The sequence below is a fragment of the Arthrobacter sp. QXT-31 genome, from assembly GCF_001969265.1.
GTDB lineage: Bacteria > Actinomycetota > Actinomycetes > Actinomycetales > Micrococcaceae > Arthrobacter.
Genome location: NZ_CP019304.1, coordinates 248,150 through 268,396, shown reverse-complemented (window position 1 = coordinate 268,396; position 20,247 = coordinate 248,150). Strand labels below are relative to the sequence as shown.

12 protein-coding genes are annotated in these 20,247 nt (G+C 61.5%); 7 read left to right on the top strand and 5 right to left on the bottom strand.

The window, feature by feature from the left end:
- The first annotated feature begins 3 nt into the window (after window positions 1-3).
- The 4 genes from BWQ92_RS01300 (at window position 4) to BWQ92_RS01280 (ending at window position 7,880) form a co-directional block, all read left to right on the top strand.
- Entirely contained in the window at window positions 4-1,812 is a 1,809-nt protein-coding gene (locus BWQ92_RS01300) for a type IV secretory system conjugative DNA transfer family protein (protein ID WP_076797886.1), read from the top strand.
- A 587-nt stretch (window positions 1,813-2,399) separates the two neighbouring features.
- Entirely contained in the window at window positions 2,400-3,557 is a 1,158-nt protein-coding gene (locus BWQ92_RS01290; protein WP_076797884.1) for an ArdC-like ssDNA-binding domain-containing protein, read from the top strand.
- A gap of 60 nt (window positions 3,558-3,617) precedes the next feature.
- Window positions 3,618-4,127 carry a single-stranded DNA-binding protein gene (locus BWQ92_RS01285; protein WP_076797883.1) on the top strand — a complete coding sequence of 170 codons (510 nt, stop codon included), beginning with the start codon at window positions 3,618-3,620 and terminating at the stop codon, window positions 4,125-4,127.
- A gap of 186 nt (window positions 4,128-4,313) precedes the next feature.
- The gene (locus tag BWQ92_RS01280; protein ID WP_076797882.1) at window positions 4,314-7,880 is read left to right on the top strand and encodes an SIR2 family protein; all 3,567 of its coding nucleotides are present in this window, start codon (window positions 4,314-4,316) and stop codon (window positions 7,878-7,880) included.
- A 901-nt stretch (window positions 7,881-8,781) separates the two neighbouring features.
- Here BWQ92_RS01280 and mobF read toward each other — a convergent pair.
- Window positions 8,782-12,384 (bottom strand): MobF family relaxase, encoded by a 3,603-nt coding sequence (gene mobF / locus BWQ92_RS01275; protein ID WP_083706193.1) that lies wholly within the window; start codon window positions 12,382-12,384, stop codon window positions 8,782-8,784.
- A gap of 1,195 nt (window positions 12,385-13,579) precedes the next feature.
- On the opposite strand from mobF, the gene BWQ92_RS01265 reads away from it, so the two are divergent.
- The 3 genes from BWQ92_RS01265 to BWQ92_RS01255 all read left to right on the top strand — a co-directional run bounded on the left by BWQ92_RS01265 (window position 13,580) and on the right by BWQ92_RS01255 (window position 16,521).
- The gene (locus BWQ92_RS01265) at window positions 13,580-13,786 is read left to right on the top strand and encodes a DUF4177 domain-containing protein (protein WP_236783076.1); all 207 of its coding nucleotides are present in this window, start codon (window positions 13,580-13,582) and stop codon (window positions 13,784-13,786) included.
- A 293-nt stretch (window positions 13,787-14,079) separates the two neighbouring features.
- Complete coding sequence (locus BWQ92_RS01260; RefSeq protein WP_076797878.1) at window positions 14,080-14,613, top strand: HIRAN domain-containing protein; 534 nt, start codon at window positions 14,080-14,082, stop codon at window positions 14,611-14,613.
- Window positions 14,614-14,688: 75 nt separating this feature from the next.
- The gene (locus BWQ92_RS01255; protein WP_076797877.1) at window positions 14,689-16,521 is read left to right on the top strand and encodes a zinc-ribbon domain-containing protein; all 1,833 of its coding nucleotides are present in this window, start codon (window positions 14,689-14,691) and stop codon (window positions 16,519-16,521) included.
- On the opposite strand, the gene BWQ92_RS01250 is transcribed toward BWQ92_RS01255, so the two are convergent.
- From BWQ92_RS01250 to BWQ92_RS01235, 4 genes are all read right to left on the bottom strand, one after another.
- Window positions 16,494-17,522: a DUF4192 domain-containing protein gene (locus BWQ92_RS01250; RefSeq protein ID WP_076797876.1), complete on the bottom strand. Its 1,029-nt coding sequence runs from the start codon at window positions 17,520-17,522 to the stop codon at window positions 16,494-16,496. The genes BWQ92_RS01255 and BWQ92_RS01250 overlap by 28 nt on opposite strands.
- A 288-nt stretch (window positions 17,523-17,810) precedes the next feature.
- A complete protein-coding gene (locus BWQ92_RS01245; protein WP_157365075.1) occupies window positions 17,811-18,806 on the bottom strand; it encodes a hypothetical protein in 996 nt (331 codons plus the stop codon).
- Window positions 18,806-19,288 carry a hypothetical protein gene (locus BWQ92_RS01240; protein WP_076797874.1) on the bottom strand — a complete coding sequence of 161 codons (483 nt, stop codon included), beginning with the start codon at window positions 19,286-19,288 and terminating at the stop codon, window positions 18,806-18,808. Before BWQ92_RS01240 ends, BWQ92_RS01245 begins: the two co-directional genes overlap by 1 nt.
- Window positions 19,275-20,168 (bottom strand): oxygenase MpaB family protein, encoded by an 894-nt coding sequence (locus tag BWQ92_RS01235; RefSeq protein WP_076797873.1) that lies wholly within the window; start codon window positions 20,166-20,168, stop codon window positions 19,275-19,277. The genes BWQ92_RS01240 and BWQ92_RS01235 overlap by 14 nt, the downstream gene beginning before the upstream one ends.
- Window positions 20,169-20,247 lie beyond the last annotated feature (79 nt).

Sequence of the window (20,247 nt, the reverse complement as noted above, 5' to 3'; positions counted from 1 at the left end):
CCCATGAGTTCCCGTCGAGGTACCGAAAATCCTCTGCTCACCGCCGGACTCGTTTCCGCGGCCGGCTACATCTGTCTCTGCTTCCTGGTCCAGGCCGCTGCAAATCTGGCTATGTCTTGGCGCTGCGGCGGTAGTAGGCCGCCGCCGTTCAACCCTGCCGCCGTCGTCGGGCTCTTTGCCGGCCGAATCGATTGGATCATCCGTGAGCCGAAGCAGTGCGACGTCGGGACCGGCACCATCTGGTGGATCGTCGGGCCAGTGCTTCTCACCCTGGCCGCGCTCGCCGTTGGGTGTGGGGTGCTATGGCGAAGGTGGAAGCAATCAGGCGCATGGCTGCGCCTGGACATTCTCAACCGCGAAGGAATCGCCCGACGCGCGGAAATTCAACAGGACTTCGGAAGCCGAGCTGTTCGGAGACGAGGAAAGGTCACAAGGCCAGGGTTGACCAAGCCCCGGATTCAGGACGTGGCCTGGACGCTGGGCCGTTCCCGCGGTGTCACGATCCATGTCTCCACGGAGGAGTCGATGGTCATCCAAGGTGCTCCCCGCTCAGGTAAGGGGCTCTACGTGATCATCAACGCAATCCTCGATGCGCCGGGTGCTGTGGTGACAACGTCCACACGTGCCGACAACCTGGCCGTGACCATGAAAGCCCGATCTACCGGTGGCCGGCCAGTTACTGTGTTCGACCCGCAGGGTATGTCCGGGTTGCCGTCAACCCTCCGCTGGTCACCTGTCCGCGGATGCGAAAACCCCGACATCGCCACCCGCCGCGCCCTCGTCATCACCGCGGACACCGAGATGAAAGGCGAGAACGCCGCATGGCAGAAGCGCTCGCTGATCATCCTGCAGTGCCTTCTCCACGCCGCCGCCTTGTCCGGGGAAGGGGTCCGCGCGTTTCGCCGCTGGTCGTCCAGCCCGGTTCTTGCACGGGAAGCACTCGAAATCCTGAGCCGTAAAGAAGCAGCGCTGGGCTGGCAGGCAGATCTGATGGGTATCCTCGAGGACGACCCGAGAAACACCTCCAACTCGTGGATCGGCGTCTCGGCGGCGGTTGCGCCCCTGTCGTCGCCCAAAGTGCTTGCCGCCCTGGATCCCCAGGACGAATCTGAGGAATTCGAGCCCAAGGAGTTCATTCGGGACCGCGGCACCCTCTATCTGATCGGCACCCGGGCGGGAGCCGCAGCGGCGGGGCCATATCTTTCAGCCTTGATCGATGACATCGACAACGCTGCCCGGGAGATGGCCTTTGTGGCGCCGGGAGGCAGGCTCGACCCACCGCTGTCCCTCATCCTTGACGAGATTGCCAACCTGGCTCCGTGGCCGGGGCTGCCCATCGTACTTTCTGACGGCGGTGGCATCGGGATCTCCACTCTTGTTGTCCTGCAGTCCCTCTCCCAGGCACGCACCGGCTGGTCCGTCGATGAGGCAGCCACCATCTGGGACTCCGCCATCATCAAGGTGATCTTCGGCGGCGGCTCCGACGAACGTGATCTGCGCTCCCTGGCTGGACTGCTGGGGGAACGGAGCATCACCCTCAACACCCGGTCCTGGTCCTCGCAAGGGCGTCAGGACGGGGAGCAGATCCGAGAAAGCCCGGTTCTTCCGCTCCACGAGATCCGTCGCCTACCGGCGGGCACCGCGCTCATGCTCGGACGACGAAGCCGCCCGATCCTCCTGGATCTGCGGGAATGGCACAAGCGCAAAGACGCCGCCGAGCTTGGCCGCTCCAAACGGGAGGTCGAACAGGCCCTGGCAGACGGTCATATCTTGAGACAGCAAGCGGCAGGTGACGTGAACGATGATCAGTAGTGACGACGTCGAACACTTTGAGATCCCCTCAGTCGGAGGGGACGACGACGAGCTGACCGCGGAGCTCTTTCGCTCTGCGTTGCGTCCACCTGGCCGGACCGCCGGTGTGACATATCGTTGGCGTGAATTGACCGGCGAGCAAGCCCGAAGCGTGTGGACCGCTCTGGCAGCATGGGTCCGCTGGCTGGTGGCCACCTATCAGCTGACAACGTCGGTAATCCCGGATTGTTGGTGGCGCCACTCTGAGATCGTCGCTGAGCTCTATGCCCTGCAACGCGCGGAACTGGCCTCGTACGCCAGCGACGATTCTGGTTTCGGACCCTTGGCCTTTCACGAAAGGCTGCCCCACGCCGTCGAACGTCTGCGGACTCATACCAGGACTGCCGGTTGTGTCGGGCTGCAGGCTCATAAGGACCCGACGCCGAGAATCCTCCTGACGGACACGCCGGAGTTTAGCGAGTGGCAGGCGGCGTCACAGCAGCTTGGGTACGAATTCTGAGGTCATGTTGCTGGCGCAGGTGACGACATGAATTGGTATCCGCAAAGAGGTTCCCGCGGATTCCCAAGGAGCAAGGAAGGCGGCTGTCGTGGCCCCTAAACCTGAAGACGCATGGAGCGCCGTTACGGCCGATGTCCCGACTGACGCCAAGGAGTCCGGCACTACGCGTATGACACCGGAAGAGCGCATCTCCACTTTGACGGAGGGTCTCCACAAGATCCTGGAGAAGGCTGTGGAGTCGCCGTCGCACTGGCAGGTTCTACTGAACGCCTCGTCAACTTTGTGGCGATACTCGGGCGGCAACGTCGCATTGCTCATGATGCAGATGGCCCAACGCGGCACCGAGGAACCCACGCTTGTCGCTGGGTATAAGGAGTGGTCCCGCCACGGCCGTACGGTGACGAGAGGCGAACACGCACTCTGGGTGATCGCTCCACGCACGGCGCGAGTGCAGCAGGTGACGCTTCCCGACGGTACGCGGCAGCGCATCCCTATGGACGGGCAGCTGCCACGCGGAGCGGTCGACGAAGGAAAGAAGACGGTCATCACTGGATGGCGCGGCCAGGCAGTCTTCGATGTGTCTCAGACGCAGGGTACTCCGCTGCTGGTGCCGCGGGGTCTCGGATCCGGGGTTGATGCCGCTGAACTATGGGGTTCTCTGGAAGCTGTAGCGAGGAGTCATGGATTCAAGGTCGACGTCACGGATGCGCAGTATGGGCTGACCAGTGGCTTCACGGATTTCGCCGAACACCGGGTACAGGTTGGTGCTTGGCTCAGCTCTGAGGAGCGGACAGCGGTCCTCGCACATGAGCTCGGGCACGTGCTGCTTCATGGGCCCGATGACAGGCTGGGACGCCTCTACGGGAGCAGTGCCGACCACCGTGGACTGGCCGAAGTTGAAGCCGAATCAGTGGCGTACACGGTGCTGAAGGTCCATGGAATCGACCGAGGCCCCCAATCGGCCACCTACCTGGCTGGTTGGGCTGATGCCGTCCTCGACGCGGAGAAGGATGTGATCTCCCAAGAGACGGGCAGCAAGCTTCCTGGCTCCCGCGTGGACATCGCGAAGTCGGTACTGGGCCGCGTTACTGCTGCGAGCAAGGGAATTCTCGAAATAACGCATCCGCGGGGATTCGGCGGAAAAATCACGGTCGTCGAGGCGGACCCGCGGCTGGACACTACGGCGACTTACGTCGGGGTGGGGCGGCCGCCGTCGACCGATGGGCCGGTGATGGCTGGACCCTGACGTTGACTGCGTATATCTGTCCGGCGGGAGAGTCCCGCTGGCTCCTGAAGGGAGAAGTAAATGGGTACGAAGATCCCGATCAACATCGCGGGCAACTTAGTTGCCGATCCTGAGCTGACCGTTGGTGAAAGCGGGGTGGCGCACGCCAAGCTGAGGGTCGCTGTCAATCAGCGAATCCAGGGGGCGGACGGCACATGGCAGGACGGGGAACCCGTCTTCCACAACGTCTCGGCGTTTCGAGCGCTGGCAGAGAACGCGGCGACATCGCTGAAGAAGGGTGACCCGGTCACCGTCGCGGGTGAGTTGGAATTCCGTTCGTATGAGAAGGACGGCGAACGCCGCGAAGCCCGCCGAATTGTCGCCGACACCATCGGGCCCGATCTGCGGTTTGGCACGGCGGCGTACCAGCGTTCGTCGCATGCCGCAGCTGCGGCGCCGTCTCCGGAGATTCAAACCGGGCGTGAAGCGGCCCCGACAGAACCTGAGGGACCGGCGTACAACGTCTCTCTCAAGGGTCCGGTGTTTTTGCCCCCTTTAGGGGCAAAAGCGCGGAATGAGATCAACTTCTAGCGAAGTGAGTGATCTGGCCTCAACTTTGTGGGAGGCCAGATCACTCGCCTGCCTCGGCCGCGAGCCATTTCGCCGGACCAAACCGATCGTGCGGCGGAAATACATGCATGGTCCTCATGTGTCCTATCGTCGAAGCGAGCGGGTAGACTGCGGCAGTCGCTTGCAATAGACATGGGGGGACGCCAAATGTGGATAACGAGCGATGTTAACTTGCCGCAGCCCGTTCTCGACGCACAATCTGAAGGGCGCTTGGTACTTTTCGTTGGCGCGGGGGCTTCGGTCGACGCTCCGTCAGGTCTTCCGCTCTTCGACAAGCTGGCTGGCCAGTTGGCTGAAATGGCCCGCGTACCCCTCGACGAGGGAGTTGCGCTCGATTTCTTTCTGGGATCGCTGCCGGAGGGCTTCGACACGCACAGACACACCCGCGATCTCATCGCTCGTCAGGACTCCGCCCCGAACAGCACCCACGCAGCGCTCGTTCGGATCGCTTCTTCAGTCGGACAGTTGCGGCTCGTCACCACGAACTTCGATAGCCACCTTTCGTCAGCGGCAACCGCTGGAGGCATTGAGGTTTCCGACACGTGGATCGGCCCAGCCCTACCGCTCGGTGAAGATTTCACCGGTATAGTCCATCTTCACGGTTCGGTGCTCCGCGAACCTAGGGAGCTTGTTCTTACCGACCGAGACTTCGGTCGGGCGTACCTCACTGGTGCATGGGCTACCCGGTTCCTGCTGCCGATGTTTCAGAGATTCACGGTGCTCTTCGTCGGATACAGCCACGATGACCCAATCATGCGATATCTCGCGCTTGGGCTGCCATCAGGAACGCCGCGATACGCCTTCACCAAGGCCGACGAGGTCAATCACTCTAAGTGGTCCAGGCTCGGAGTGCAGCCGATAGGTTACCCAGTCCAAGGTCACGATCACAGTGCGCTCGTGGCTGCACTCGAGGCGTGGGATCTCCGCGCCCGGATGGGCCAGACCGAGCACAGCGCTCGGATTGTCGAAGTTGTTGAGGGCGGCCCAACGCTCACCCCAGTCGACTACGACTACCTCGTCGATCAACTTCAGACAGCTAGCGGTGCTCGCGAATTCGTCCAGGCGGTCACAGCTGTTGAACCGAGTCTACAAGTCGCATGGCTCCACTGGGCGGAGGGTCTGCCGGAGTTTAAGGCGATCTTCAATGGTCAGGACGGAGACGCCGCGGCTACCATCCTCGGAAACTGGTTCTGCCACAGCTTCATCGCGTTACCGGAACTTCACGGAGCCGCGCTTCAGACGGTGCAGCGGTTGGGCCAAGCGTTTGGCAACGGCCTCTTCCGTGTTGCCGGTTGGGCAGCGGGCGAACTAAGCAAGCTGGATGCTGAGGCCGGGCGTCGGTGGAAGGCGTTCCTCACGACCTCAGTCCGCGGTCACTCCGCGCCGGTTACCACCGAGAGTCTTCTGTCATACCTGCCAGAAGACTCTCCAGAGGACCCAACGGTGCTTCGGGCAGCTCTGAGGGCTTATCTCGTCCTCAAACGACGATGGCACTTTGATGACTCCGAGGATCTCACAACTTTTCCCGACGCCGGAGTGCACTGGAACACCGAGGAGGACAGCCTCACTGCCCACGTACTGAAGGTCGTCGAGGTGACGCCACCTGGCGACTTGAAGCTGGAAGCATTGTTGGAAGAATCGCTGAGTGCCGCTTACGACCTGCTCGATGCCTACCACGGCCAGCGCGTGTGGGATCCGCTGAACTTCAGTCGCTCGGCAATCGAACCACACGAGCAAGATCAGTTTCGCGACCCCATCGACGCAGTCATCGATGGACTACGGGGATACGGTGAGAAAGCCCTGCCAGCACGGCCTGACCTGCCCGAGCGGTGGTGGTCGCTCGGCCGAACACTCTTCCGTCGTCTCGCGCTACATCTGATCGTCATTGACGCCTCGCGGACAGCCGATGAGAAGATCTCCTGGTTGCTCGAACGATTTGTTCTCTTTGAAACCGGCCTCAAACACGAGACCTACCGCGTGCTTGAGGTGGCGGCTGAAAAAGCATCGAAAGCAGCCCGCGATCACCTTCTTGCGGCCGTGCAGGCAGGGCCAAGCCTCCCCGAAGACATCCCCGACATTGATCGGCACAGGCAATACGCAATCTACAACCTGCTGGTATGGCTGGCCCAAATCGCGCCTGGATGGTCAGAGGCTGGCACAGCACTTGCAGCAGTACAGGCGACAAACCCTGACTTCGCCCCGCGTGAGCATCCCGATTTCGACAGCTGGACGACGAGCGGCACCTGGGGCGGGAAACTGCCGATGGAACCGGAAGACTTCATAAGGTCCTTTGAAACGGACCCCGCCGCCGCCGTCGAAGACCTCCTCGCTCGGGACTACTCGGAACGGAACTTCGACGAACCGGACTGGCGCGACGCTCTTTCTCTCGTTAGCAGGGTGGCTGAGGCCCGACCAGAACTCGGCGAACAACTCTGGGCACTCATGGATGACTGGAGCGAGCTTGATGCTCTGGCAAACGACCTTCGCCGAGCTACTGTCGACGGCTGGGCAAAGGCGACCTTGGGTGGGACCGCCACCGCTATCGTCGAACGAGTTGCAACAGTAGTCCCAAATCCGGAATTCGCTCGATCAGTCAGCCGCTTCCTACTGGAGCAGGTTCGCAAGCAGATCGAGAATGATGAGACACCGGCCCTCGCTGCCATGCGTCGCATCGCCCTTCAGCTCTGGAAGGAACGCGGCCACTCATTCACCTATTCCTCGGGGGTAGACCCAAACGGGATGGCACCGCTCTACCTCAATTCCTGGCCAGGAGACCTTGCCCAGTACTGGATGGTCGAGGTTGATCGGCGCTGGCGAAAACATCGTGATGACTGGTCAGGCCTCAACGATGACGAGCGCGACGCGCTGACACAACTACTAGAGGGGCCGCCGCACGCGCTCGACGCCACTCGACCTGCTGTGGCGAGCCACTTATTCTTTTTATTCGCCGCCGACGCGACGTTCACCACCGAGCATGTACTTCCACTATTCCGCGAAGACACGACTGCGGCGTTGGCTTGGAATCCTTACTTACATCACCCCCGCTACAACGACAAACTGCTCGAGGCCGGTCTCCTAGACAGCACGATCGCAGAGTGGTCCCGGCTGGACCCGCTGGGGTCCCATCTCCGCAGTCAATTCTTCGCTCTAGTCGCCTCAATCGTGTCTTTCGCTGGCATCACTCAAGAATCGCGCCAATCACTGCTCGATCAGAGTGTGCTCGCCGACAACGGGGCCTACGCAGCGGAGTTTGCTCAAGCGGTTGCCCGGTTCCTCCGTGCCGACGGGATTGACGGCGCCGAAGTGTGGAAGCGATGGCTTCGCGACCACCTCACCGCTAGATTGAGCGGCGTGCCGAGGACCCAAGACGTAGAAGAACTGACCACCTGGGCTGACGTCGTCCCTTACCTTGGCGATGCTATTCCTGAGGTGATCCAACTGCTCGGCGACCACAGCATCGGTCTGGGCAGTCGGTTCTTCGTCCCGCACTTCCCGGAAGATGCGCTCTCAGCTCATGGCTCGGTTGTGGTTTCACACTTCGCGGAACGCATTCGCAACTCTTCGCCTAGCACTTACTCCATCGTTCATCAGGTGAAAGAGCTGATCGATGCGTTACGCGGCGCCCTCGGCGATACAGCTGTTCAACCGATAGTGCAAGCGGCGAGGGCGAGGGGATTCATTGGCGGCAGTACCGGCACAGGCGAAAGTAAATAAATACCAACGATCTAGCAATGAGTCTGTTCATTGGTTAATGAAGGCAGGACTCCTTGTCGAAGCGTCAGTCACCGGTAGCCGGGCTGTTTGGCCGTCCGGAGCCGGCAACTCTCCTGGAGTCGGTTACTGACCGCCCTATCATCGCTGCCGAGTAGCACGGCGAGAAGTCCCTAGCGTGTGTGAGCAGGGTGTACGGGTCACCCCGGACACCCTGATGCCGAAGTGGGGGTGGGCCGGCCGCTGGCCAGATTCTCAGGGCATGCCCACCCACATAGGTAGCGCGGCCTATCGCCCGAGAACTAGCGGGCTTCGGCAGATTGTGTGCAGCATTTGACGGGAGATCAATGAGGCCGTGTCATCATTGAGGTGCTTGGCGCCCACGCAATACAAGCGGAAGCCTGAATGTAGTAACTGCGTGGCCACGGCGCTCCGGGTCTCACCTGGGCCACGTCTGGCGAGATCAGTAGCACGGAGCCTGGCCATATTGGTTCACTCAACGCCTCGATCCAGGCTGTCTGAATATGGTCAAAGCGGTTCCACTTGATGGTGATCCAAGATCCTGTGGGCTCAAGGGCATCGACGCTCAGCACGGTGACCTCCGCCGTCGTGCCGTGTAGGTGCTTCGCCTCATCGAAGTTCTTCCACCTCTCCCTTGCCGCCGCCGTCCAAGTACGCAGCCGACGTACCCGAGTCAGCCAGGTTGCACCAACAGTGATCACTGCGAGAAGAAGTGCAAGAGCCGACATCACGGAGGGCCGCTCTGGCGGCCAGGTTGCCGCAATAGACACTAGAAGAGTAACGACGCAGATCAGCGTGGCCGCACTGATGAGGATCAGTGCGGGTGTCGCAAGCTTCGGCTTCAGGACTGGATTCACACCCACTGATTACCCCCGCGTCCAGTTTAGAGCTGCCATCCGACATTCATTAGCCGTTCAGCTTGTGTAACCGCTTCTCCAACGCAAACCTGGCCGTGGGGCTGGCCAGCTGACCGATGACGCAATTGACCAATGAAGCGTTCAACGTGTGCACGTTGCTCCCGTTGCTCCCACTCGTGCGCTGCAGGAACGGGTCCCAAAGGAAGCGGTGAATCTTCAATGCCCCATCTGTCCCTGAAGGTCGCGACTCGGCTTACGACGTCGAGTGCGTCATCTGACCGGACGTCCACGTCCAGACTCTCCATAAGATTCCGTTTCCATTCAGCGTCGTGCATGAGGGCGTCCTTGGTGACCTGATCCGTCCTGTGTTGTATCCGCTCTTGGACCTGGCTGAGCAGGTTAGTCAGGTCAGGGCGTGAGGTGTGCACAGGCGCCAACAGATCTTCCTCGATACTGGGCATCTCGGACAGGAAACGCCGGAGCCGGGAATGGACCACGGCTGCCACGTCTTTGGCCGATTCGCTGGTTCCCAGGGCGACCTTCACTACACGCTCGGCGCTTGGACGGCTGACTTGAACAGAGCGGCGCCAGGCCACAACAGTCGCGCCCCAGGATGGAGACTGCTGCAGCTCAGCCACTGAGCCGGGGGAGTACGTCTCGAGGAATGCCGGCAGGTCCTCGGCAGCGGCGATTTGCGCGAGATAGTCGAACTCAGCACTGAGGCGCTGCAAGCTATCCGCTTTCGTCCTTTCCGCGTCGCGGACTTCGTGGGCCGTCCGTTCAGCGCCCTCGGCAGCAAGGACCTCGCCCAGGATCTGCTGCCATGTGGCTTGCATGGCGGGGTCCAGAGGTTCGTCCTCCAGCGGATTGCTCTCGCTGACATAGGCATGGTTTCCCACGCGTCCACGGGTCATGCTCACATACAGCAGCTCTCGTGTGAGACGACCCTGCGTCACGACGGTATGTCCTGTGTCCACCGTCAGGCCCTGCGAACGGTGGGCAGTTGTCGCATATCCCAGCTCAGCTGAACTCTCGAGGTAGTCGCGGGTCAAGGAAATGGTTGCACCTGTGTCCCGGCGCACGGCGGTCAGGGAACCGTGGCGCCGGTCTGAACGGACGACGTCGAGCATTGTTCCGTTCCGGATGAAGTCTCCGTTGCTGTCCACGATTGTGCGATCATTCTGGCGGGCGATGACGGCGTCACCGCGGCCTGCATGTGATCCATTCCCGATCGGCACGGCTTGCTCTGCATCTGCGTCACCTTGGATTACCCGGTCAGCCTGGGCACGCTGATTGAGCATGCTTACCGTGTCATTCTCGGCTGCAATGAGAATGGAGGACTTGCCCGCTTTGATGTCCGCCTGCCAATTGAGATAGGCCTGATCAACCATGTCCAGGTACGAGCCGTGTCGAAGGCGACCGTGACGGTTGTACTCAGCAACGGCGGAAAAATCTCCCGATCGGAGCATCAGCGATGCACCTTGCTCCCAGGCCTGCTCGAACCGCCAAATAGTCGTCAGCCGGGACGTCTTGCCTTGACGGTCCAGCCAGCCAAGGATACCGCCGGCATCAATGGCGTCCAATTGTCCCGGGTCGCCCACCAGCAGGACCTTCGCCCCGGAGTCTCGCGCCTGCTGTACCAAGGCGGCCAGCTGAAGAGTAGACACCATCGAGGCTTCGTCGACGACGACCAGCTGGTTCCGATGAAAACGCCACCTGTCCTGTTCGGCAGCGAGCAATGCGGCTTTCTGCGCTAGCCGGACGGTGTGGGGGTTCCTGTCGCCCTGGTGACGAGTAAGACGCCGCTCCACATCGAAGAACTGGACAGCCCGGTTGCCGGCTCCCTGGCCGGCGGACTCATGGAGCCATTTGGCGACATTCTCAGTGGTCATTGCAAGCTCTCGCCCCAGAACCTCGGCGCTTGCTGCTGCCGGTGCCAGGCCAACCACGGTACCGGTGCCGAATTCTGCTTCCCAAGCTGCCTTGACCGCACCGAGTGTGGTGGTCTTGCCAGTTCCAGCAGGGCCGACGATGGCGTCGAGCCGGTTGCCGCTGAGCAGGACAGTGGCTGCAGCCGCGCGTTGGTCCGTGTGCAGTCCAAGACGCCCACGGTGCTTGTAGCTGGCGAGCGATTCCATGGTGACTTCCGCACACACGGCCGGACCGCGGTCGTCGTTCCTTGCGTCCATGACGGCATCCTCGGCGGCAAGAGTTCCTGCATCCGTGAACAGGCGGGAGCCCTGGAAATCGAAGACCGAATGTCCTGCGAAATGAAGATCAGAGTGCGCATCGACCGGGACGGTGTAACGGCGCTCGTTGAGCGCCACGGACTGGTTTTCCGCGGCCGTGGCCACAGCATCGATCATGGAGCTGCGGTCCTCCGCTGTCTTGCAGCGAATTTCGGCGCAAACACGTTCGGCTTCCGCGAGGAGGTTCCACCGGTTCCAGGTGGCGCGTTTGATTGCTACGCGCTCCCGTGCCAGCGACCCGACGGCGTCGATCCAGGATGGAGCGAAGTCGCAGGAGCGGAATGGGGTTCTGTGGGAGCGCCGAACGGTTGCGGCGAGAGTATGGCTTGGGCTGAAGCCTTTGTTGATTGCTCGTTTCTGCCATCGCGCTGAGAGTTCGTGGAGCGGTGCGACTGTTTCCGGTTTGGCTGTCCGGGTTGAAAGGGTGGCCTGCTGCCGGAGCTTGATGATGGTTGTCGCGGATGGGGGAGTGCCCTGGCTGGCGGTCCATTCGGCAACGAGGCGGTCGGTTTCGAGGTCGATGAGGCGGGAGCGGTTGGAGAACTCGCGAATCAGCGCATCGTCGACGCCGGCGAGTTGCTGGCTGGGATTGTGTGTGTTCGCGGCGGGCTTGCGGAAGTCCGTCTCTGTGCCGAGGTTCCGGCACAGGGCGTCGAAGAGGAGGCCGTTGTAGTGCTCGCTGGCCGCGACTGCCGCTTTGTAGAGCGTCCGAGAATCCAGGGTCACCCAGCCACCGTCGGTGATGCGCTGGATTCGGTTGGCGATGACCAAATGGGTGTGCAGTTGAGGATCGCCGGCACGTGATTCCCAGTGGTCGAAGGCGGCGGCAATCACCCCCCGGGTACCGATGTGAGCGACGCCGTTGCGGCCTGCCCTTGTGTGGATGACTGACGCTTCGAGCCATTGCAGGGTGGCGCTGACGGCTTGGTGGTGGGTTTCGAGGATTTGGCCCTGGATGCTCCGTGGGCTGAGAGCCCAGAGGGCCGAGACGGATTTTGGGACGCTGAATGTGAGGTCGAATCCGACGACGGCGTGACGCGCTTCGGTTCGTCCCCCGCTCTTTTGGACGAGCGTCGGCTGGCCGTGGGGACGGCCCAGGGGGGTGCCGGTGTCCGGATGAGCTGCAGCGTCGAAGACGGCTTTGGCGTCCGTTTCCGTGACGACGTCTCCAGTTGCACGACTGATTCCTTGTAGGCCGGAACCTACCCAGCGGCCGGGCGGCGTTCCCGACTTCAGGTAGTAATTCGTGGCATCCACGGGAGCAATCTTCAGGTCATCCATCATGGTGGTCTTGAACAGGTACTTCAGGCCAGACTGGGCGGACAGACGGGCGATGGACATGGTCATGGCTGTTGTCCTCTCTGGGCCGTGCTGCTCCATCCGCGGCGGCGGAACAGCTCCTTGGACTTGGGGTCGAGTTCGATGCCGGCGGCCCGACTGAGGGCCAGTAGCTTGCCGGCGACGTGGACCAGATCCTGGGCATCAGTTTTCTGAATGGCTTGGAGTCGGCCTAGCTCTCGGCGCAGGTCTTGGGCCGTGGCCCGTTGCTCCGCGGCCTCGGCTTCGAGGCCCTCGATGTCTACGGCTTGAAGTCGGAGCTGGGCGTGGAGCGAAGCCACGACTCTGCTGCTCGGGCCTTGGACGCGAGTCGCTCCGGCTGTTGCTCGGTCTCGACGCGTGGGCGTGGCGAGTTCGGACCCGTCACGTGATGCCGCGGAGGCTATCGGTGTTGATCCGGAGAGCCGCTGCCGACGTCGCCGATCGCGCTGTCTGTTGGCGCAGCGAATAGAGCAGAAGCGTTGAGAAGAGCGACTCGGTTCGAAGCTCTCTCGGCATTCGGAACAAATTCTTTTACGCACGCTCATTCATAAGCGCGGCTTTGTCTTGCAACATGATTTGTCCGTGAGCCGCCCTCACGACGGCCGCCTTGGATGCCAGAGGTGTGAGGAAGTTGACGCGCTGGGAAGCAGAGCCGCACTGGGAGCCAATGCAGAGTCCGGCCGGGTCCGGTTTTTTGGAGACCCCTGCGGAGACGACACTGGTTTCGGAAGATTGGCCACCGGAACGGCGGTCGGGTGCCTTCCGGCTTGCGCCGGCGGGACTGGAGGGCAGCCTCCATCGTTAGGCGTTTTGCTGCTGTTGGGGACAACCTGCATGCTTTGAACACCCAGGGACAATGGTGAGCAGCGTCCATTAAGGACGGCAGATAAGGCCTCACAAAAGCGGTCTGTCCGAACGATGGATATTCCCCTGTCATTAGCAGAGCGACGAGGTACCCCGCTCGTGATCAAGCTGTCTGTTGGCCTCACCGAAATACCGCGCTTAGCCGTTCCATCGCTAATGCAGCAAATGAAGCAGGAAACGTCCGAGGCGTCGGCGTATACGAGAATGATCGTTACAACGGGTACCTTGAGTGGGATGCTGAACCAGATCCCCCTGTCGGCCGCATCAGTGAAGGAGTCAATGATTGATCACGCTGGAAACTGACGACGCGCCGTCGCCATCCGCCGCTGGGGAGCGTGAAGCATCAATTAGCATTGCTCCCAGTTGACCAGCGATGGAAGGAAGCTGTGCCGTGCACTATGTCGTCCTGCAGGTGATTTTGAAAGAAAAACTGTGGGGAACCGGTGCGGGTAACCTGACTGAGTTGGAGAAGACCATCAACGCTCAGGCCGCGAAGGGCTATCGGCTCCACACGATTACCACTGCGAGCAGCGGAAGCAAGGGTCTCGCCGGCGGTGACCGCATCCAAGCAACTATGGTGTTCGAGAGCCTCGGATAATCGCCTGTCGCGAATACGTGACCTCCCCATTGACCAACAGTGGTGATGCGTCACTTAGGCAAAAGGACTGCTTCCAGCGGTTCGGGCACGGCATTCGTTGCAATAGTCGATACAGTCTGCGCATGGGGATTTGGGACAAGGTGAGGGCCGCCTTCGGCGGGCCCGCGAAATCCGTGACGGTGTCCGAGCATGACGTTCTGTCAGCGGGAACGCCGGAAAGGGCAACTCCGCCTGCTGTGGTTGCAGAACGGGTACGTGAACAACCAAGGGTTCCGTCGCCGCACCCGCCGGCAGTGCGCAACTACGAGGCAGAGAAAGCCAGGGCGACAGCCGCCGGTCAAAGCGTCAAAAGCTACCGCGCGGGCTATCTTCCGCCGGAAGCTGCCAAGGGCCAACTGGTGGCCGGCTCTGACGGTATGCCGCCTCTGCGGCTGGTGGCCTCCAACAACGGTCTCGACCTGGCCTTGCCCGACGGGGAGCTGGTCGATTACAAGATCCTCGCCCTGCGCCATTTCAAGATTTTCGCGTTCCGCCTGGTTGGCCTGGGCTTTTACCAGGACCCGGACAAGCCCTTCAGGTTCCGGAACGGACAGCGCATCCAGGCAGTACGTGAACCCGACAATGAACACGACGCCAACGCCGTCGCCATCTACATAGGCCGTCCAGCGAAGAAAATTGGGTACGTGAACAAACAGCGGGCCGCATGGGTCGCGAAACTACTGGACTCCGGACAGAAGCTGGACGGCATCATTATCCAGAGCAAATCTGCATCGCCGCGGGTCCTCCTGACCACGCCAGAGATGCTGGCATACCTTCAGCGCGGCTGACTCACGGACGGGTGAACCGCGGCTGTAAGGATTGAGGGGAACGGTGGAAAACGTATTTGTCTGGCCGGACATGAGATGGGAATAGGAGAGCCGACCGCGGGGGCAGCACATGCGGGACGAGAGCTGGCGAAATTACTCGCGAACGAGTGGCACCCCACGAAAAACGGCGAACTCCGGTTCGGGGAACTATCCTATGGGAGCGGCAAGAAGGTTTGGTGGCTGGGTCCGTGCGGCCATGAGTGGAAGTCAGAATACAGGAGCCGCACCACCAAAGGCGCAGGGTGTCCTGTATGTTCGGGCCACCTGATTGTCTCCGGTATCAACGATCTGGCCACCATCTATTCGAAAATAGCTTCAGAGTGGCACCCATCAAAGAACGGCGCGTCCCGTCCCGAGCAGTGCGCAAGCAGTACCAGCCGGCTGGTCTGGTGGCTGGGCAGCTGCGGCCACGAGTGGAAGTCCTCCGTCAGTGGTCGAACTTACATGCGGTCCGGCTGCCCCTACTGCTCGAGCAGGAAGTTCCTCACGGGCTTCAATGACCTGAAGGCGAGATTCCCTGAGGTTGCTGCTGAATGGAATCTGTCTAGAAATGGTGACATCAGTCCCGAATCGGTATCGCCTGGCAGCACAACGTCGTACTGGTGGATTTGCCGTCTCGGTCACCCTTGGAAAGCAAGAGCCGTCGACCGTACTCACGGCGCCAACGGATGTCCGATCTGTTCAGTCAGAAGAATCCTTCCGGGTGCCAACGACCTTGAAACGACACACCCGGACGCAGCAGCGTGGTGGCACCCGACGTGGAACGGCCCGATTACGCCGCGGGACGTTACAGCCGGATCCGGCAAAAAGTACTGGTGGTCGGGGCCCTGCGGCCACGACTGGGAGGCGAGCCCCTACAAGATCACCTCCGGCAGGGGATGCCCCGTTTGCCGCGGACTGAAAGTCCTTCCCGGGTATAACGACCTTGCTTCCAGGAATCGAGAGCTTGTGGCCCAGTGGCATCAGACGAAGAATGGTTCACTCACGCCGGAACAGGTCACCCACGGGAGTATGAAAAAAGTCTGGTGGTCGGGAACCTGCGGCCATGAGTGGGAGGCTACGGTCACCCTGAGGGCGAACGCTGGAACTGGCTGTCCGTTCTGCCGCGGACTGCAGATCGCAGTGGGCGACAACGACTTCGCATCCAGGTTCCCCGACGTCGCCGCGGAATGGCACCCGACCAAAAACGGAGCTCTCCAACCCACGGAGGTCACATCCGGCCTCAACCTCAAGGTTTGGTGGCTTGGCAAGTGCGGCCATGAGTGGCTTGCGAACATCAGCAGCCGGACCGGTGTTGGGGCCGGCTGCCCCCGATGTGTAAACCGCATCTCCAAGCCAGAACTGGAGTTGTTCAACCAGCTTTCAGAAATGATCCCGGATCTTCAGCTCAACGTCTCCCTGCCCGTCCCGTGGGGGAGCACCAGGCAACGACATTGGTCCAGGTGTGACATGCTCTCAGACGAACTTCGCTTAGTCATCGAGTACGACGGCTGGTTCTATCACCGCGATCAGCTCACGGAAGACATCGCCAAGACAAAGGCCCTTATTGACGCCGGATGGTTCGTGATCCGTGTCAGGGCAAACGGTCGACGCGCTGACGAATCTCTCCCGGACATGCCCCCTAGACCAGGCCTGGGCACCGTCGACACGCAGCACGGAGCTGGAGGGCAGACAGACGCGGAGAAGGTCCTTGACGTCGTCAGGCAGTCGGTCCTCCGACTGAACCAAGTCGGCCCAGTCGGAGGTATACGCCTGCAACAGGCCGCCTGCAGCGGCACCCATGATCTCAGTCCTTGCGACACTGTGGTTCATCGTGCTGGGACGCAGACCAAGAGACCACGTCAGACTCCCAGCCCTGGATCCCGGTAAGCCGTTCCCTTGTCCATGTTCCAGCCGGCCACCACTCCGGAGCCGATCATGAGATCGCTGACCCTGGCCAAGTGGTAGGCAGGGTCAGCCTCGAGGGCGAGCTGGAGGAACTGGTGCGCCTTGCTGCCTCTGCCTTCCCACCAGTTGATGAAGGCCACTGCCGTGAGGATGGGAGCCGAATGCTTCGTGCTGCTGTGCGTGTAGGCATGGAGGAGCAGCTGCTGCGCCCATTCGACGCGAGACCATTGTGGCTTGTCGTGGGTCTGGGCTAGGAGGATCCGGTCCATTCGTTCGTCAATGCCCGGGATGTCGGCCATCAGCCTGTCACGGATAACGGGGAATTGGAGATCCGCAATCAGGTTCACGATTTCATCCCGGTCCGGGTAGCTGTGCGACTCAAGCATTTCCGTCCAGCGCGCCCTGGCCTGCTCGAGCGCTTCCCCGACTTTCAGACCTCCGAGTTCCGCTACACGGTCGCGGACAGCGTCCGTGGTTTCCGTTTCCTTGGTTGAGGCCGGCAAAGTGATCCGGTTGGTCGGCTGGATGGTGCTGCCGCGGTAGACGAATTCCGCGTTGATTTGGCTGGACTGCGTGGCAGCCAGTGGGAGCGACCGACCTTCCTCGGGGCTTCCATCGTATTGAGAGACACGTTCGTCTCCGACCAAGAGGCCATCTCGGATGGACATCCCGCGTTCGGCGAGGGCACCAGTCAGCGCCGCAATAGTTGCCGCCTGCGGCTTGACCGGCCCGGCCTGCTCGGCTTGGGAGGTATACACGGCAAAGAGCACACTTTCGGCGTTGGTGTCATGGGCCAGGTATCCAGCGACGGTCTGAGCGTAACTGATCTCAGTGCCTGGCTTCGGCAGATCAACGCGGAGTGTCGCGCCAACGTGCTTATCCGACAAAGTGATGCAGACCAGGCTTTCGCGAGGCCAGAAACCCAGGGTGTGGCCAACGAAACTGAGAACGTCGGCTGGGGTGCGGATGGTGAGCTCTTCCATGATCCTTCTCCTTCATCGGCCGGCGGACCGCGGATGCGCCGCCAGATTTCGGCGCCATTCTGATTGGAGAGCCACGGCTGGCCTTTTCGAGTCCGGACGAAGCGACGGAGGAGCACCGAACGAACTTGTTCGTGAACGGCGCGCTGCCCCAGTTGTGCGAAGGACCTGCCCAGCGATGATCGGGATCGGAATGACAAACAGCGAAGTTGCTTTTTCTCATTCATGGGTAAGCGCGGGCACCACGGCATGACCCTAGAGGCCGCAGTTCGTCTGGGGAGGATTATTGGGTCAGCTGTGCGCGGATCGCCCTTCGAGTGCATGTTCGGCGCGTTCGACGACGGTCCGGTCGTGGGCGTCCAGGCGCCGTGAAGCTTCGGGGTTGGCCATTTCACAGTCACGTATTTCTACCAACCACCGGTGAAGCTGGGTTTCGGCGTGCCTGCAGAAGAACGACAGCCGGCTGGCGCGTCTATCCTGCAAAACTAACTCGTGCTGGCCAAAGGCTATGCGGTTCCATATGGGACTGATCTCCCACAGCAACAGTCTGGTGCGCAGCCCGAACGTGCCGTGCTTGAGTCGCCCCGCCAGCCGGGGGAGAAGTAGCCCGAGGCTGACTAGGAGTACGGCGCACGTTTCGCCCACCCAATAGAAGCTGGTGAGGACAGCAGCCGTCGGGCTGGCGGTGCCTTCAACGTTGATGACCGCCCCGTAGAGCAGCCGGTCGAGCAGAACAAGAGCGAACAAGACACAACCGACGGCGATGAGGGTGAACGCCGATCGAAACACCGGGGTATGCATATGCGGAACGTTGCTCCTGCATACCCGGGCTATGTCGACGCAGATCCACATGATGAAGGCCGAGCCGGTCCAGAGGAAGACTGCCATCCCGGGCTGATCACCGTATGTAAGTGGCAGGTTGGGATCGGTGACATCTACGCGGCTGGTGAGAAATCCTGCAGTAACAGCCGTGCAGGCGGCGCCCGCACCCCATCGTCCCAACGTGAGTTGCCGCCGTCGTACTTCTTTATCCGTGACCGCAGCCAGGAGGATGGCAGTTCGAAACTGCCAAAACCCAAGGAGCAGAGATAGGAGAGTGGCAAGCCCAACGCGGTTCTGACCACCGAGAACCGGGTCGATGCCGTAGTAGACGGCGGGGACATAAAGTGTGCAGGCAATTGCGGCCAGGATAGTCGCGCGAAATACGCTACCGCGGTCAGGATCTCGGGCGATGGGCAGCCGAAGGACAGTAAGCACCCACAGCGCGGCTGCGGGGACGGCTTCCATCAGCCGAACACTCGGCGAAAGGCCAGAGGCTCGGGCAGGCTGGGTACCTCGCTGTTGATGATCCGCATTGCAAGCTGGTCGGCGAGGGCCTCGGCTGTGAATTCGGCGTCGTCGGTGTAGCTGCGGCGGCCGAGAGCGCGGAGAACCTCGACGCCGAGGTCCGGGAGGAATGCCGTGACCAAGTCTTCGGTAGGTTCCAAGAGGTCATGCTGGAGGATCATGTGGCTGAACTCGTGCAGGATGATCTGTTGCCGATGCCAGCTGGATTTCACTGTTGCATGCAGGACTATGTCGCGGTCGGCGCAGATGAGCCAGACGCCGCACAATTCTGATCCGCGCATGCCGGGGAGTTCGTCGACGATGATGGGCCGCCCGCGTTGCATTTCCAGTTTGTTCTGAATGTACAGAAGCGTCGCGTCGTCGGGCAGACCGAAGCCGTGCTCCGCTCGCCGGGCTAACTTTCGGGCTTCACGATAGTTCATTGCTTCGGGCCGTGGGGGAGTGGGGAACATTGACCGGACCGATCTGGTCCAGGGAATACCCGTTCGGGTACAGGGACGACCCGGCTTTGCCGGGCGTGAAATGCGGCTGCTCTTTCAGCGGACGACGACGGCGGATCGCGTTGCGAATTATCAGTCCAGTTTTGAGGGCGGCTCGGGAAGTCCGGCTCGAGTTGGGGAGGCCGAGCGCCGCGGTGAGGCGGTCGTCGTCGAGCATTGTGCTGATGATCTGTTTCGCCAAGCGGCGCAAGGGCGCCGGCAACCGGCTTTGGAAGACCTGGACCGTGGCGTCCATCAGGTGCTGACCCTCGGGGGATGGCGCGACATGCGCGGCCTCGTAGGCGTCGAAGAAAGCCTCGGCGTCAGCGTATGTTCGGGGCATGTCTGCGATGTTCATCCGGGAGCCCAGCTCGGCGAAAAAGCGTGAGGCGGCCGCGAGCTCTGCAGCTGTGGGGTGGCGCCAGGCGTGTTGCTGGGTCCAGCGGATCGGAACTACCAGCAGCGTGAGGAGGACGTAGAGGAAATCGTCTTTGCTTCCGGGGACGTTGCGGTGGACCCGGTTGAGCAGGGCGACCATTTCGCGGCCGCGCTCGCTGTCCAGTCCTGTGGCGATCAGTTCGTAGATGACGATGGCGGTGTCGTAGGAGCGCTTCATGGGGCGTTGCTGGATTTCCGCGTTGCTGTGCAGAGTGGAAGCGATGCTCGGGATGGCGAAATTGCGGTAGTACGAAAGGAAGAAGCCGAGTTCCATGTCCGCTGCGAGGTCGAAGAGAGCCATGTTGCGGAAGGTGGCTTCCCAGTCTTGTGGCTGGGCACCTTCCTGGTGGCGGAGGCTCGCGGCGAGCGACTCATGAAGATTCATCGTGCCCCTTTCCCGTGCCTGAAAGTCCGCGCTCGAAGGAGGGGCCTCAGCTCCCCAGCTCGGCTGACCACCTCCATGG

Bases quoted from the DNA above. Each gene is read 5' to 3' on its own strand.
- BWQ92_RS01300 (WP_076797886.1), top strand. From the start codon at position 4: ATGAGTTCCCGTCGAGGTACCGAAAATCCTCTGCTCACCGCCGGACTC.
- BWQ92_RS01285 (WP_076797883.1), top strand. From the start codon at position 3,618: ATGGGTACGAAGATCCCGATCAACATCGCGGGCAACTTAGTTGCCGAT.
- BWQ92_RS01280 (WP_076797882.1), top strand. From the start codon at position 4,314: ATGTGGATAACGAGCGATGTTAACTTGCCGCAGCCCGTTCTCGACGCA.
- mobF (WP_083706193.1), bottom strand. From the start codon at position 12,384: ATGGAGCAGCACGGCCCAGAGAGGACAACAGCCATGACCATGTCCATC.
- BWQ92_RS01255 (WP_076797877.1), top strand. From the start codon at position 14,689: ATGGGAATAGGAGAGCCGACCGCGGGGGCAGCACATGCGGGACGAGAG.
- BWQ92_RS01250 (WP_076797876.1), bottom strand. From the start codon at position 17,522: ATGGAAGAGCTCACCATCCGCACCCCAGCCGACGTTCTCAGTTTCGTT.
- BWQ92_RS01245 (WP_157365075.1), bottom strand. From the start codon at position 18,806: ATGGAAGCCGTCCCCGCAGCCGCGCTGTGGGTGCTTACTGTCCTTCGG.
- BWQ92_RS01240 (WP_076797874.1), bottom strand. From the start codon at position 19,288: ATGAACTATCGTGAAGCCCGAAAGTTAGCCCGGCGAGCGGAGCACGGC.
- BWQ92_RS01235 (WP_076797873.1), bottom strand. From the start codon at position 20,168: ATGAATCTTCATGAGTCGCTCGCCGCGAGCCTCCGCCACCAGGAAGGT.